The 15,107-nt window shown below is 36.3% G+C and carries 13 protein-coding genes; 4 read left to right on the top strand and 9 right to left on the bottom strand.

What is annotated here, in order from left to right; genetic code table 11:
* Nucleotides 1-18: 18 nt before the first annotated feature.
* Both pfkA and dnaE read right to left on the bottom strand, forming a co-directional pair.
* On the bottom strand, nucleotides 19-978 hold the full coding sequence (gene pfkA / locus LA20249_RS02320) for a 6-phosphofructokinase (RefSeq protein WP_057739421.1): 960 nt from the start codon (nucleotides 976-978) through the stop codon (nucleotides 19-21).
* Nucleotides 979-1,078: 100 nt separating this feature from the next.
* Entirely contained in the window at nucleotides 1,079-4,402 is a 3,324-nt protein-coding gene (gene dnaE / locus LA20249_RS02315) for a DNA polymerase III subunit alpha (protein WP_057739419.1), read from the bottom strand.
* A 102-nt stretch (nucleotides 4,403-4,504) separates the two neighbouring features.
* Here dnaE and LA20249_RS02310 point away from each other — a divergent pair, with 102 nt between their 5' ends.
* Complete coding sequence (locus LA20249_RS02310) at nucleotides 4,505-4,702, top strand: YjzD family protein (protein ID WP_236900097.1); 198 nt, start codon at nucleotides 4,505-4,507, stop codon at nucleotides 4,700-4,702.
* Nucleotides 4,703-4,828: 126 nt separating this feature from the next.
* Here LA20249_RS02310 and LA20249_RS02305 read toward each other — a convergent pair whose 3' ends face one another.
* From LA20249_RS02305 to obgE, 7 genes are all read right to left on the bottom strand, one after another.
* Nucleotides 4,829-5,563, bottom strand: a complete 735-nt coding sequence (locus LA20249_RS02305) for a hypothetical protein (protein ID WP_057739414.1) — start codon at nucleotides 5,561-5,563, stop codon at nucleotides 4,829-4,831.
* A gap of 62 nt (nucleotides 5,564-5,625) precedes the next feature.
* Nucleotides 5,626-5,808, bottom strand: coding sequence for a 50S ribosomal protein L32 (rpmF, locus tag LA20249_RS02300; protein ID WP_025085314.1), 183 nt, complete (start codon nucleotides 5,806-5,808; stop codon nucleotides 5,626-5,628).
* A gap of 87 nt (nucleotides 5,809-5,895) precedes the next feature.
* Entirely contained in the window at nucleotides 5,896-6,216 is a 321-nt protein-coding gene (locus LA20249_RS02295) for a lipopolysaccharide assembly protein LapA domain-containing protein (protein ID WP_057739412.1), read from the bottom strand.
* An 11-nt stretch (nucleotides 6,217-6,227) separates the two neighbouring features.
* Nucleotides 6,228-7,025, bottom strand: coding sequence for an SDR family NAD(P)-dependent oxidoreductase (locus LA20249_RS02290; protein ID WP_057739411.1), 798 nt, complete (start codon nucleotides 7,023-7,025; stop codon nucleotides 6,228-6,230).
* A 14-nt stretch (nucleotides 7,026-7,039) separates the two neighbouring features.
* Entirely contained in the window at nucleotides 7,040-7,966 is a 927-nt protein-coding gene (gene rnz / locus LA20249_RS02285; RefSeq protein ID WP_057739410.1) for a ribonuclease Z, read from the bottom strand.
* 14 nt (nucleotides 7,967-7,980) lie between these two features.
* Entirely contained in the window at nucleotides 7,981-9,918 is a 1,938-nt protein-coding gene (locus tag LA20249_RS02280) for an acyltransferase family protein (protein ID WP_057739409.1), read from the bottom strand.
* 11 nt (nucleotides 9,919-9,929) lie between these two features.
* On the bottom strand, nucleotides 9,930-11,210 hold the full coding sequence (gene obgE, locus LA20249_RS02275; protein ID WP_186809195.1) for a GTPase ObgE: 1,281 nt from the start codon (nucleotides 11,208-11,210) through the stop codon (nucleotides 9,930-9,932).
* A gap of 194 nt (nucleotides 11,211-11,404) precedes the next feature.
* Here obgE and LA20249_RS02270 point away from each other — a divergent pair, with 194 nt between their 5' ends.
* From LA20249_RS02270 to LA20249_RS02260, 3 genes are read left to right on the top strand one after another with little or no spacing between them, the layout of a single operon-like run.
* On the top strand, nucleotides 11,405-12,157 hold the full coding sequence (locus LA20249_RS02270; RefSeq protein ID WP_057739407.1) for a DeoR/GlpR family DNA-binding transcription regulator: 753 nt from the start codon (nucleotides 11,405-11,407) through the stop codon (nucleotides 12,155-12,157).
* Complete coding sequence (gene pfkB, locus LA20249_RS02265) at nucleotides 12,158-13,078, top strand: 1-phosphofructokinase (RefSeq protein ID WP_057739406.1); 921 nt, start codon at nucleotides 12,158-12,160, stop codon at nucleotides 13,076-13,078. It begins immediately after the preceding gene.
* A gap of 19 nt (nucleotides 13,079-13,097) precedes the next feature.
* A complete protein-coding gene (locus LA20249_RS02260; protein ID WP_057739405.1) occupies nucleotides 13,098-15,038 on the top strand; it encodes a PTS fructose transporter subunit IIABC in 1,941 nt (646 codons plus the stop codon).
* Nucleotides 15,039-15,107: the final 69 nt, after the last annotated feature.

Raw genomic sequence — 15,107 nt, 5'->3', positions numbered from 1 at the left:
TTTATATGCTTAAATAAATTATCTATTGATTGATTTATTTAGGTCATATAGAGATAAATCAGGTTTGTGCTTGCTATCAAAGAGATCAAGAATATCATGAGAAGTAATCTTGTTATCTTCGATACCAACCGCTAGGCCACCTTTACCGTCGAGCAATAAGTCGACAGCATAAGCACCCATTTTACTTGCTAGAACACGATCTCTAACAGTTGGTGAACCACCACGTTGAACATGTCCTAAGACAGTTGCACGTGTTTGGAAGTCGCCGTACTTGTCCAATTCGTTCATGAAATCTTGAGCATGCATAACACCCTCAGCTAGAACAATAATCATATTCTTATTGCCCTTTTCACGACCTTCTTTAACACGTTCAGCAATTTCCTTGATGTCAAATTCACGTTCTGGAACGATAATCTCTTGAGCACCACCGGCAACACCAGCCCAAAGAGCGACGTCTCCAGCACCTCTACCCATTACTTCAACAACGAATGTTCTTTCATGAGAAGAAGCAGTATCTCTTAACTTATCAATGGCATCAACAGCAGTAGATACGGCTGTATCAAAACCAATGGTAAAGTCGGTGTAAGGAATATCATTATCAATTGTTCCTGGCAAACCAATTGCATTGTAACCATGTTCAGTCAAACGCAATGCACCATGGTAAGAACCATCTCCACCAATAACAACCAATGCATCAATTCCAAATTTCTTTAATTGCTCAATACCCTTCAATTGACCTTCTACGTTAGCAAATTCAGGATATCTTGCAGAATACAAGAATGTTCCACCACGTTGAATACGGTCGGATACGTCGTCGCTTGTTAGTGGGAAAATATCACCTGCAACAAGACCAGCATATCCATAATTGATACCAAACACTTCAAGCCCTTTATCAATGGCTCGACGTGTGACTGCTCTAATAGCAGCGTTCATACCAGGGGCGTCTCCACCACTGGTTAAAATACCAATACGCTTCATTTGTTCACACTCCAAAATTATTTGTTTCTAAAACAAAACCTAATCAAATATAACATTTTTAAAGGTTAGTTTGTAGAGCTGAAAACGTTTTTAAATGAAATTAGTGGTCTTTTTTTACGAAAACACTTTTTTTACCTAAAAAGTCTTCCAGTTGACTCTGTACGTTACTATTAAAACCTATCCATCGATTAGATTTCAACAGTAACGCTTGACGTTTTTTCTCTCGATAGACAATCACCGGCATAGGTCCCGGAAAATGTTCGATAATTTGATACAATTTCTCCAAATTGTCAGGAGTATCTAAATCTTTGGTAACTCTTAAATACAGTTTATCTTTGGGCAATTGGACTGTGAATTGTTTAGGATCTGACAGTCGATCAGCAATCAATTCTAAATCTCCTCTTTGACCAACATTACTGTGTCCAACAAAGAGAAATATTTTACCATCCAATTCCAGATTTTCAATTTTTTGAAAAACTTTTGGAAAAATAGTTACAGAAATACTGCCAGATTCATCTTCAATCGTCATAAAACACATTCTCTGACCCTTTTTAGTCCGAATCACACGTAAATTCTTGACCAATCCTAAAACGTTAGTCCTCATCCCTTGAAAATTACCAAGTTCAGCTATTTTTACCGTTTTAGTATTTAAGATTCGACTCCGATATTTTTCAACAGGATGACCTGAAACATAGACTCCTAAATATTCCTTCTCCTGATTGAGACGTTCAGTTAAAGTAAAATCATCCACTTCATGTTTCTTGGGATCCAAAATGTCAAACAAGGACAAATTACTACCAGCCAATTGAATACTTTCAATTAGATCACGAAAATCAAATAGTAATTCTTTTCGATTTTGATTAAATGAATCAAAGGCCCCTGCCAAGATTAAAGGCTCCAAATAGTCTTCCTTGATGAAACGGCGATCAATCCGTTGCAAGAAATTCAATGCACTTGTATATGAACCGTTTTTTTGACGCTGTTCAACAATCTCTCTAGCTAGATCACGTCGCATTCCTTTAATGCTTAAGATTCCAAAACGAATCGACTTCTTTTCAGCATTAAACTCTAAAGAGCTTTGATTGATGTCAACGTTTAGAATCTTAACCTGTCGATCCTTTGCATCCTGAACATATGTTGCAACTTTCGTCTCATTATTCAAATTAGAATTCAACAAACACGCAAAAAAGATATCCGTAAAATGAACTTTGATATAGGCCAACCAAAAGGCAATCATTGAATAAGCAACCGCGTGGGATTTATTGAAACCATAATTACCAAATTTCTCAATATATTGATAAACCTTTTGAGCGGATTCTTTATCATGTCCTTGGGCAACGGAACCATCAACAAACTTCTGACGATTTTCTTCAATTAATTTTTCATTCTTCTTACTAATAGCACGTCGTAAAATATCAGCTTCAGCCAAAGAAAAACCAGCCATTCTTGAAGAAGCCTGCATTACTTGCTCCTGATAAACTAAAATTCCATAAGTTGGTTGCAATATTTTTTCCAAAGAACTGTCTGGATAGGTTACCGGTTCTTGACCATGCTTTCTAGCGATAAAAGTAGCAATGTTTTGCATAGGACCGGGACGATACAAAGCATTAGTCGCAACAATATCATCAAAACTCGATGGTACTAATTGCCTTAAAACACTTTTGATTCCATCAGATTCAAATTGAAAGACCCCATCGGTCTCACCACGTTGAAACAATCGCAGTGTTTGCGGATCATTCAAGGGGATTCTTTCAGCAATAAACTTGCGTCCATACTTTTTTGAAATAGCTTGAATCGCTTGGTCTAAGATAGTTAAATTTTTTAATCCTAAAAAATCGATTTTCAACAAACCAAGACTTTCAACATTATACTTTGTTTGCTGAGTCAGATTGATACCATCATCTTCCAGTTGCACCGCAACAATATCAGTCATTTTCTTCTTACTCAAAATAATTCCTGCCGCATGAGTCGAATAGTGTCTAGGAATTCCTTCAAGCCTTGTAGCAACTTGATAAATCAGTTTATTCTCACGTGAATCATTAACTATATTTCGTAGAGTACTCGATTCGTCAAAAGACTCTTGCAAAGTAATATTGAGTTTACGGGGAATCGCATTCGACCACTGCGACATCTGAAATTGCGTTTGACTAAATGTCCGAGCAATATCCCTTAAGGCCATCTTTGCCGCTAAAGTTCCAAAAGTAATGATCTGAGCCATATGGTCTGAACCATACTTATCATGCATGTACATAACCATCTCATCTCGACGATTGTCAGGTAGATCTAAATCAATATCAGGCATATTGGCACGTTGTGGATTCAAGAAACGTTCAAACAAAAGATCATATTTGATTGGATCGACTTGCGTTATTCCTAAACAATATGATACTAGTGAACCTGCCGCAGAACCACGTCCAGGACCAGTTTTAATGCCAATTTCATGAGCATGCTTGATAACATCCCAAACAATTAAAAAATAGTCTGAGAAGCCCATTTTATCAATCACGCCTAATTCATAATTCAATCGTCCTTGATAATCAGTTGATATATGATTATTCAATCGTTTTTCTAAGCCCTTATTAGTCAAATCAGTTAAAAATTGAATTGAACTTTGACCCATCGGTGTATCAAACTGTGGCAATTCAGTTTCCTTAAATTCAATCTCAACGTTGCACTGATCGGCTATCTTTTGTGCATTTGCAATTGCAGATTCCATATCGACCTTAACAAAATCCTGCTCAAATTCTTCAGCTGTTCTTAAATAATGATCACCGGATTCAACGACTTGTTCTAAGTTTTCAAATCTTTGACCTGTTCGCAAAAAATTGACAACTTGATAAGCCATGTGATCATCTGGATTAATATATCTAACATCTCCTAAAGCCACTAAAGGTAAATAATCATTAGACATGTCTCTAATCGTTTTTACATTGTCAATCTGTTCTGAATAAAGTCCGACACCTAAATAAAGAGAATTATCATCCAACAAGCTGCTCAATTTCTTTAGGTAATCTTGCCGTTCAGACACACTGGTCAATTCAGAATCGCTACCTGGCGTGATCACAAATAGATTATTCAGATATGGCTGTAAATTAGTTAGTGAAATTGGCTCTTTATTAGACATAACCGCTGAAGAAAGTTTGATCAAATTCTGATAGCCCTGTTGATTTTTAGCCAATAAGATTAGTGGGTAACTATTTTCTTGATCAATTAAACCACTTGTCTCAATGGTCAAGCCAATGATCGGTTTAATACCAATTTTCTTGGCATATTTATAAAAATCAATTGAGCCATATAAATTATTTAGATCCGTCAAAGCAATCGCCTGATAACCACGCTGTTTTGCCTGATCTACTATTTCCGTTATTTTAGCGGGACTATGCAACAAACTGTAACTACTAACAACTTGTAATTGCGCTTGCAATTTACCGCCCCCTTTGTTTAAAATTATATCAAAATCAAGCAGAAGTTTATTGGGAAAAAAACTATTTTGTGCTAAACTACTTGAGAAAGCGAGATGGAAGAAATGAGATATATTGCTATAATTTTCTGGTCAATTATGTTAGGACAAGTTGCCGGCTTTATCGGTGGTGCCTTGAACCAACAAACCTACAATACAAATTATTCTATCATTGTTAGTATAGTATTTGCTGTCATTTTCAGTGCAATTCCATTGATTCTTGACAGTTCTGTTAACGATAAAAAAGATGAAAAGAGTGCTTAGCTAATTAAGCACTTTTTTTATGGGAAAATTTAGATTCAATTTATAATAAAAGCCCCTAACTTTTTCGAGAAGTTAGGGGTTTTTATTACCTAGACGCAGTAAACAATTACCACACCTTAGATATTATTAATATTTAGTAATGTAAAGATAGAATCCATTTGTCGTCAAATTAATATTATAATTTATGCCCTTTGAAGTAATCTGTTTCATCGTTGTTTTAGTTGTATTCTGATCAGCATTTTTAGTCTGCTTAGCAAAATCCTTCAAAACTTTTTGACCGTCAGCCCCTAAGAGCTTAGAAACAATCATCAGATCAGTCGCAAAACTCTTTTGTCCAGATTTAGATTTCAAATCTTTATATGAGAATTTAGTTGCAATTCCCATTAACTGATTATTCTGAACATTATAATACCATTTTGTTCCGTCATCCTTCTTATGCGTACTAATTTCATTCTTAGAAATTAATTGTAATTGATCATTAGGTTGACCCAATGACAACATCGTATAATTATACGATTGCGCAAAAGTCAAGTAATCTCCAAGTGCCTTGGCTTTTTTTACTTTAACTAATTTAGTTTCTGTATTTTTCCCATTAACAGCTTTAATCCTAACATTTTGGGAACTATTAGAAACGGGTACAGAAATAGCGAAATGTCCGCCATCAACAGCTACTTTCTTCGTTTCACCACCAACAGTATAAGTCAACTTCTGATAATTAGTTGCACGTCCCTTAATTACTGCAACTAAACCATCAGCACTATAAGCTCTCTTGGTAGTAGAAAGGCTCAATTTAGAACATCCTGATAGCATTAAAAAGAATAGCGGAATAACCAACAATAATAAGTATTTCAATTTTCTCATAGTTGTTTCCCCATCCGTTTAAATATTAAAAAAAAGCCAAGATCAATTGACTTGACTTTTAATTAAGCTTCTTTGTTATCGCTGATAACTTTTTCACCCTTGTACATACCTGATGGTGAAACGTGATGACTTAAACGATATTCACCAGTAGCAACGTCGAATTGCATGTTTGGTGTATTCAATTTAATATGTGCACGTCTTTGACGCTTTCTTTGTTTTGATGATTTTCTCTTTGGAACTGCCATATTTAAAAACTCCTTTATTTATATTACTTAATCAAATCTAACGTTTAATATAATACTATCATAAAAACGTTTGAGCAAGCAAAAATACTATTTTGTTTGCTTTTTTGTATTATTTTCCTTCAATGCATCTGCTATTTGGCTGTCATGAGAAACTTTAACATTAGATATTTGTTTCTTAGCATGACGATTTAACTTACTGTCATTTTTCTTACTTGTTCCTGCCAAAAGCAATGTAACCAAAGCCCCTAATAACAATGAAACAATGATCAAAATGATCAATGGTAATTTAACTCGCGTGAAACCGAAACTAACAGTTACCGGATTCACATTTAACACCGCAAATACTACCACGATCAAAACAATTACTAATCCTAAAACAAATTTTGATTGTTTCCCATTACCATTCATATTAATACCCTCTATTTACGATTTCCAAGTGTAGCAGCAAAATAATCCCCTAAGCTTGGAGCTAGTTTATAAAGTACGGCTGCCAATTCCATATATCTTGGACGATTGATTTCACGTTTATTTTTATTAAATGTATTTACAATCTCCCAAGCTAATTTATCAGGATCAAGGACAAATTTCTTTACTGAATCAAGATAAGTTCCATTGTGATCAGCTACATCGAAGAAATTAGTTGCCACAGGGCCAGGATTGATAGTTGTCACATAAACGCCCATCGGTTTCAATTCCAGTCTTAGACCGTCTGAAAATGCGATTACAGCTGCTTTAGTGGCTGCATAGGCAGCTGACTTTGGCGTTGTGATTTTTCCAGCCATTGAGCCAACATTGAAAATATGACCAAAGCCATTATCAATCATCTTACTAGCAACTAATCTAGTCATCAACATCAAGCCTAAAACATTGACCCGAAACATTTTTTCAATCTTATCAAAATCAGTCTCTAGATAATTGGAAAAGTCTCCGAAACCAGCAGCATTAACTAGAACGTCAACTTCGTCACTAATTTCATAGATCTTCTCGACGCCAGCAGTAATTTGCTCAGGGTCACTCATATCAACTGACAAATACTCGTGCTTGGAACTTTCAGCTCCGACACGAATACATTCGTTCTTTACCTGCAACAATTTATCTTCATTTCGAGCAATTAATATCAAATTAGCTCCAGATTTAGCAGCGTTGATAGCGACGTCTTTACCAATTCCTGATGATGCTCCCGTCACTACAATCGTCTGATTCAGTAAATTAACCATAATCATCCTCTTTTCTATTTGAATGGTACCTCGTATAGATCAAAATCTTTGGCCACTTTAGTATTCTTGAATATCTTTTGAGCTTCTTTTTGTAAAACTAAGGCTCCTCTACCAGTATATCTAGCAGATATGTGCGTCAAAATCAAACCTTTTGCATGACTTCTTTTGGCAACCTCTGCAGCTTGAGTAGCTGTGGAATGAAAATAATTATAAGCCAATTTCTTTTCATCATTAGAAAAGGTTGATTCATGAACGATTACATCCGCATTTTGCGACAATTTATCAATTTCTGGAGTATAGCGAGTATCAGAAATTATCGTTACAATCTTGCTTGGTTTGTCAGGACCTATGAAATCTTTTCCATTCAAAACAGTGCCGTCTTCTAATGTGACAGTTTTTCCAGCCTTTAATTGTCCAAAAATTGGACCATTTGGAATATTATATTTTTTCAGTTCATCGACTAATAATTCACCAGTCCGCGGTTTTTCAACTACACGATAGCCAAAACAAGTAATTCGGTGTTTCAATTCTCCAGCGACAACTGTAAAAGTTTTATCGTTGAAAATCTCTCCACCATTCTTCAATTCAATGAATTTGACGGGATAACTCAACTTGCTACCAGTAACTTTTAGTGAGGTCTCTACAAAGAGCTTGATTCCCACTGGACCATAAATCTCCAATGGCGAATTACCACCCTGATTAGAACGACTTGCTAGAAGTCCTGGTAGACCAAAAATGTGATCCCCATGCAAATGAGTAATGAAGATCTTAGTGATTTTTCGAGGCTTAATGGCTGTTCTTAAAATCTGATGTTGTGTTGCTTCCCCAACATCGAAGAGCCACACTTCATTTCTTTCGTCTAACATTTTTAATGCTGTACTCGACACATTGCGTCCCTTAGAGGGAACACCAGCGCCTGTTCCTAAAAATTCTAATTCCATAAAAAAATCCTATTCTATTTTTTGTCTAATGATTTCAAAATTTCCTTAGCAACAAAGGAAGTATAATACATCGAGCCATCCGGATTAGGATGAACATTATCATCGTAGAACCATTCTGTGTGTCCTGCTGAGTAGCCATTCCAATCAATAATAGTTAAATTCTTATATTTCTTTGTAGCTTGGTCTAAGACACCATTAACTGTCTTCTCCCATGGTCTAGTTGGTACATGAACATTAATCCAATATACATGACGTGTTGGTCCAACTAAGCCCATAATCTGACCTAATTGTTGCATATTAAATGGTCCATTAGTTCCTAAGCCTATCAAAACATTCTGTGCTAAAACACCCTGATCTTTGTACTTTTGTAAAATATCAACACTTGCATCCAATTGACGACTAACAGCAGCGTCAACGATAACCTTCTTGTCATCAAACAATTTCAAGAAATTATCTGAACCATCGGCCATAACTGAATCACCAACTGCGGTCATTGGAACATCCTTTAACCTTTGCAAGTCAATTTGAGTTAGGCCATATTTTTCAAAATCAGTATTGATTGGATGATCTTTTGCAGCCTTCTTATAACGTGCGTAATCAGCCGTTGACATCTTTCCAGTCGCATTCTTTTGATCTTTTTGATTCTTCTTAGCTTTCTTCAAATTCTCAATTGCTTGTTGTTTCTTCTTCTTGTTAGCTTTTTCATTCTTATTGATCTTATTAGCTAACTGACTGTGATTAACATTAGGATTTGGTGCACTGACAGCTTTAACGACACTATAACCACCTGTAATACCAATCAAAGCAATAACCAAGGCCAAAACACGTTGAATACCAGTAGATGATTTGAAGAAGTTCTTCACATCACTCCATTTAGCGTGTGCCAATGGTTGTTCAACAAATCTAAATGAGAATTCAGTCACTAACACAATTAATATAACTTCAATCACCGGATAAAGGACTGGATGATCAGCAATATTCTTAAATTTAGATTCAAAGAAAATCATAACTGGGAATTGGTATAGGTATAAGCCATAACTTCTTGTGCCAATATAATGAAATACTTTATTCGACAAAACATCGTTCCAGAAAGAATCCGGATGAGCAACAACTGCAATAAAGATACAAGTTGCAACAGAGAAAATAAACATTCCTCCACGATATAAGAATGGATCAGAATCCTTAATTGTGAAAATCATCAAAAGCATTAAAGCAAATGATAATAATCCAACTAGATTCAATTTCCACTTGTCACTCTTTTTTAATCCTTCTTTTAACTTTTCAGCTGGCCAAATCAATGCTAAGCCACATCCCAAAAGGATTGAGAAGAGTCTTGTATCAGTACCATAATAAATTCGACTAGGATCGACGCCTGGCTTGAATAACAATGCCATCCAAATCGCCGAAGCAATTGAAACAACCATCGAAAAGCCAAAGATACGACTCTTTTTAACATGAAATTTGCTGAACAGAATCAAAAGAATTGGCCAAATAATATAAAATTGACCTTCAATTGATAACGTCCATAAATGAGTAAATGGTGACTCATTGTTGGCAAATCTTTCAAAATAAGACTGACCATTAAATATTTGCCACCAATTGTAGACATTCAAAATATTCGTTGCAAAAATTTGATCAAAATGATAGAGCAAATTTTTTAAAAATAAAACAATATATGCACCGGATGCCAATAAAACAAACAGCATGCCTGGATACAATCTTTTAATTCTTTTTACATAAAAATTACTTAGTGAAAACGAACCACCATAATCGACAGTATTAAAAAAATGATCTGTGATTAAGTAACCTGAGATAAGGAAGAAAATTGGTACACCCAAATATCCGCCGGAAAAAACATTAGGATTCAAGTGATACATAATAACACCTATAACCCCTAAAGTACGTAGTCCATCAAACCCAGTAATAAATCTTCTTTTCGGTGATTTACCCATTTTTATAGCCCCTAAATAAATTCAAAAGTGAAATCGAGAATTGTTACTGAGTCACCAGATTCAGCTCCTGCATTAATCAATGCATCTTCAATTCCCATTGATTTTAATTGTCTTGCAAAACGCATGATTCCATCTTGGTGATCCAAGTTAGTTCTTTGGAGAAGCGTTTCAACTTTCTGACCCTTAACAACGAAACTATGTTCAGCGTCTTTTTCAATCGTAAATTGCTTAGCCTTTGGTTCAAAATTGTATTCTTGAGAATCATTAGACTGAACATCAAAGTGAATTGGTTCAGCTTTAGATAAGACTTCACTTGTATGATTCATCAAATCTTTAACCCCAGTATGTTGAATACTAGAAATAGGGAAAATATCAACATCAGTTGCAAGTTTTTCCTTAAATTCTGCTAAACGTTCTTCTGAGCCCGGTATATCTAATTTAGTTGGAACAATTATTTCTGGACGTTTCAAAACGTTCTTATCGTAATTGCCTAATTCTTTTCGAATAGCCAAATAATCTTCATATGGCTCTCTTCCATTATTAGGATCCATATCAACCAAGTGTAAAAGCACTCTAGTTCTTTCAACGTGTCGCAAGAATTGAATTCCTAAGCCCACACCGTTGGAAGCTCCTTCAATCAAACCAGGTAAATCAGCAATAACGAAATCTTGTCCATTATCTAATTTGACCATACCTAAGTTAGGCGACAATGTTGTAAAGTGATAAGCCGCAATCTTTGGCTTAGCCGAAGTTGCAACTGATAGCAATGTCGACTTACCAACTGATGGAAAGCCCACTAATCCAACATCTGCAATCAACTTCAATTCCAATTTAATATGTTTCTCTTGACCGGGTTCACCATTCTCCGCAATTTCTGGAGCCTGATTTTTGGAACTGGCAAAGTGAATATTACCACGTCCCCCATTACCACCTTTAGCTACCACTAATTCCTGATTATTTTCAGTCAGATCGCCAACTAACTTACCAGTATCAACATCATAAACCGATGTTCCTGTAGGAACTACGATATAAACTGGATCAGCTTTGTGACCATACATACTCTTAATTTGACCATTTTGACCAGGTTGAGCTTTGAAGATTCTCTTGTATCTAAAGTCCATCAAAGTATTCATACCTTCATTGGCCTTTAATATAATATCTCCACCGCGGCCTCCGTCACCACCTGAAGGTCCACCTAATGGCACATACTTTTCATGACGAAAAGCAACTGCACCGTCGCCACCTTTACCAGATCTTACGGTGATTTTAACGTTATCTACAAACATTAAAATCCCCCTTTCTAAACTTAATTATCATTTTTAAATTTTAGCACAAAAACAACCTTCATAATACTTTGAAGTACAATTGATTGTCCAATACTTTAATAATTGGTTAAGATCAATTGAAAGTTTTTGACCGTTTTTGATATTTTATGATTGATTTTGAATGAATTTGGTTGTATTCTATCATTTGCGAGGTGATGAAAGTGCTTACCGGGGAAAGGCAACAAATTATTTTAGAACAATTAAAAATACACAATATTGTCAAACTTCATGATTTAATTCCATTAACTGGTGCTTCCGAATCAACCTTGCGCCGTGATCTGCAGGATTTAGAAAATTGTCACAAATTATTGCGGATTCATGGTGGTGCTCAAAATGTTATTTCTTTGCATGAAGAACCTGCGCTCTCACAAAAAGCAGCAGTACATATTAATGAAAAGAAAATGATCGGCCAAGCCGCTGCAAATTTGGTTCGTAATCATGAAGTGATCTTCCTAGACTCAGGGACAACTATTCAATTCATGATTCCTTACTTAATAGAACATACAGACTTGTTAGTCATTACCAATAGTGTCGATAACGCTTCGATGTTGGCTGATTATAACGTGAACACTTTTATTCCTGGGGGAAGATTAAAATCATCTACTAAGGCTTTAGTTGGTGCAAATATTATTCAAACTCTTGAAAAATACCATTTTGACCGAGCTTTTCTAGGGACGAATGGTTTCTCGATCGAAGCTGGTTATACAACTCCCGATCCTGAAGAAGCTTCTATTAAGAGTCTGGCTATTAAGCAATCCAACGTGTCTTATGTATTATCTGATAGTTCTAAGTTTGCGCAAGTTAGTTTTAGTCGTTTTGCAACTTTAGATGAGGTTCCATTAGTAACAAGTAAATTATCAGAAAAAGAATTTAATTCTTTGAATAAATATACAAAGGTAACGGAGGCAATATAGTTGATTTATACAATTACAGTCAATCCTTCAATTGATTATGTTTTACAATTGAAAGATTTGAATACCGGACAAGTCAATCGTACACAGACTGACGTTAAACTTCCTGGTGGTAAAGGGATCAATGTTTCAAGAATTATGAAGGAACTGGATATTGATTCTACAGCTCTTGGTTTTGTCGGTGGTGCAACTGGATCTATGTTTGAAGAACTTCTTTCACAACACCAATTAAAGACTGCTTTTACTAGAGTTTCAGAGGATACCAGAATTAACGTTAAGATTAATGCAGTTGACCAGAATGAGGAAACTGAAATAAATGGTGCCGGTCCTGAGATTACTCAAACTGAAAGAGACAGTTTTATGAATAATCTTGATAGCGTTGGCGATGGCGACATCGTTGTGATGGCCGGAAGCCTTTGCAAAAATCTTGATGCAGGATTTTATTTAGATATTGCTAAAAAGATCCAAAAACAAGGTGCTGAATTTATCATTGATACTACTGGTCAGGCACTCTTAGATACATTGCCACTTCACCCATTGGTGGTTAAGCCTAACCATCATGAACTAGCAGATTTATTCAACGTAACTTTGAATAACGAACAGGAAATTATTACTTATGCTCGTAAGCTTTTAGAAAAAGGAGCAAAACATGCTTTAGTTTCTATGGCGGGTGACGGTGCTTTGTTAGTTACCAAGGATAAGGCTTATAAAGCTAATGCACCTAAAGGCACAGTAATCAATTCAGTTGGTGCTGGGGATTCAATGATTGCTGGTTTCGCTGGTACTTTTATGGAGACAAAAGATCCAATCGAAAGTCTTCATGTGGGTGCAGCCTGTGGATCAGCAACTGCGTTTAGTCAAGACATTGCTGTTAAGGCTAAAATTGACGAAGTTTATAAAGAAATTTCAATCACAGAAATATAATTGAGGGGGACTCTTAATAATGGACTTGAAACAATTATTATTAAAAGACGCCATGATTATGGACTTGAAAGCTACTACCAAAGAGGAAGCCATTGAAGAAATGGTCGACAAGTACTATCAAGTCGGTGTCATTGACGACAAAGAACTATACAAATCCGATATTTTAAAACGTGAGGCGCAAACTAGTACTGGTATCGGTGATGGAATTGCCATGCCACATGCCCGTGATAAGGCGGTTAAGCGTGCTACTGTCCTATTTGCTAAAAGTGCCAAGGGTATTGACTACAAATCATTAGATGGACAACCAGCCTACCTATTCTTTATGATTGCCGCTCCAGATGGTGCTGATAATCTTCACTTACAAGCTTTAGCCGCTTTATCATCACTTTTGATCAATCCTGAGTTGGTTAAAAACCTAAAAGCCGCTAAAACTGCTGATGAAGTTCAAGAGCTTTTTGACAAAGCAATGAAAGAAAAAGAAGCAAAAGATAAAGCTGATGAAGAAAAGCAAAAAGCTCAAGCACAAGCGGCCAAAACTGCTGATACTGGTGCTCAAAAGCCTTATGTCGTCGCTGTCACTGCTTGTCCAACTGGTATTGCCCATACTTACATGGCCGAAGCTGCTCTAAAAGAACAAGCTGAAAAAATGGGTGTCGATATCAAAGTCGAAACTAACGGTTCCGAAGGTGTTAAGCACAAGTTAACTGCCGACGAAATCAAACGTGCGAGTGGTATTATTATCGCCGCTGATAAGAAAGTTGACATGCCACGTTTTGATGGCAAACATTTGGTCAACCGCCCTGTCAGTGATGGTATTAACAAAGCTGAAGAATTGATCGACCTTGCTAAAGACCAAAAAGCTCCGATCTTCCATTCTGAAGGCGGTGCTGTTGAAGATAATGGCGACGATGAGGGTGAAAAGAAGTCACTTTGGTCAAGAATTTATGCCGATTTAATGAATGGTATTTCTAACATGCTTCCATTCGTTGTTGGTGGTGGTATTTTAATGGCTATCTCCTTCTTGCTTGAAAACTCTGTTGGTGCTAAGTCACAATGGTTCCTATTCTTCAACAACGTTGGTAACTATGCTTTTAGTTTTCTAATTCCAGTTCTAGCTGCTTATATTGCGGTTTCTATTGGTGATCGTCCAGCATTGCTTCCTGGTTTTGTTGGTGGTTATATGGCTTCACAAGCAACTGCTTCAGTTGTTAGTTCTAAGAGTCCTGCCGGTTTCATTGGTGGTCTTCTAGCTGGTTTCATTGCTGGTTGGGTTATCGTTTACTTGAAGAAATGGCTTAGCAAGTTACCTAAGTCATTAGCTGGTCTAAAGACAATCTTGATCTATCCTGTCTTAGGACTGCTAATAGTCGGTGCTATTATGTACTTCATCGTTGACCCTGTCTTTGCCGTTGTAAATGCTGCTATTACGCACTTCCTAGAATCAATGGGTACTGGTAATGCCGTTATCCTCGGTGCTTTATTAGGTGGTATGATGTCTATTGATATGGGTGGTCCTTTCAACAAAGCCGCTTATACATTCGCTATTGGTACTTTCACTGCTACACAAGATGGTGCTTTGATGGCCGCTGTTATGGTTGGTGGTATGGTTCCACCTCTAGCAATTGCTATCGCTACTACTTTCTGGAAAAATAAGTTTACTGAACAAGAAAGACAAGCTGGTCTCTCTAACTATATCTTAGGAATTTCTTTCATCACTGAAGGTGCTATTCCATTTGCTGCCGGAGATCCACTTCATGTTATCGGTTCAAGTGTTATTGGTTCAGCCATTGCTGGTGGACTAACACAACTTTGGAAAGTTAACGTTCCTGCACCCCATGGTGGTATCTTCGTTACACCACTTGCTAATAAGCCGCTACTTTACCTATTGGCCGTTGTTATTGGTGCTGTAATTTCTGGTGTTATCTATGGTGTTTGGAAACCTGCTAAAAAGAATAACTAAACAATAAAAAAATTAATCTAAAATTAACCCTTCTGTTGGATTGCTTCAACAGAAGGGTTTTTCTATATT

The organism is Companilactobacillus alimentarius DSM 20249, assembly GCF_002849895.1.
Taxonomy (GTDB): domain Bacteria; phylum Bacillota; class Bacilli; order Lactobacillales; family Lactobacillaceae; genus Companilactobacillus; species Companilactobacillus alimentarius.
This window is presented reverse-complemented; position numbering and strand designations above follow the sequence as displayed.

Bases quoted from the DNA above. Each gene is read 5' to 3' on its own strand.
- LA20249_RS02295 (WP_057739412.1), bottom strand. From the start codon at position 6,216: ATGAATGGTAATGGGAAACAATCAAAATTTGTTTTAGGATTAGTAATT.
- LA20249_RS02310 (WP_236900097.1), top strand. From the start codon at position 4,505: ATGAGATATATTGCTATAATTTTCTGGTCAATTATGTTAGGACAAGTT.
- LA20249_RS02290 (WP_057739411.1), bottom strand. From the start codon at position 7,025: ATGGTTAATTTACTGAATCAGACGATTGTAGTGACGGGAGCATCATCA.
- LA20249_RS02280 (WP_057739409.1), bottom strand. From the start codon at position 9,918: ATGGGTAAATCACCGAAAAGAAGATTTATTACTGGGTTTGATGGACTA.
- LA20249_RS02260 (WP_057739405.1), top strand. From the start codon at position 13,098: ATGGACTTGAAACAATTATTATTAAAAGACGCCATGATTATGGACTTG.
- rnz (WP_057739410.1), bottom strand. From the start codon at position 7,966: ATGGAATTAGAATTTTTAGGAACAGGCGCTGGTGTTCCCTCTAAGGGA.
- LA20249_RS02305 (WP_057739414.1), bottom strand. From the start codon at position 5,563: ATGAGAAAATTGAAATACTTATTATTGTTGGTTATTCCGCTATTCTTT.
- rpmF (WP_025085314.1), bottom strand. From the start codon at position 5,808: ATGGCAGTTCCAAAGAGAAAATCATCAAAACAAAGAAAGCGTCAAAGA.
- pfkA (WP_057739421.1), bottom strand. From the start codon at position 978: ATGAAGCGTATTGGTATTTTAACCAGTGGTGGAGACGCCCCTGGTATG.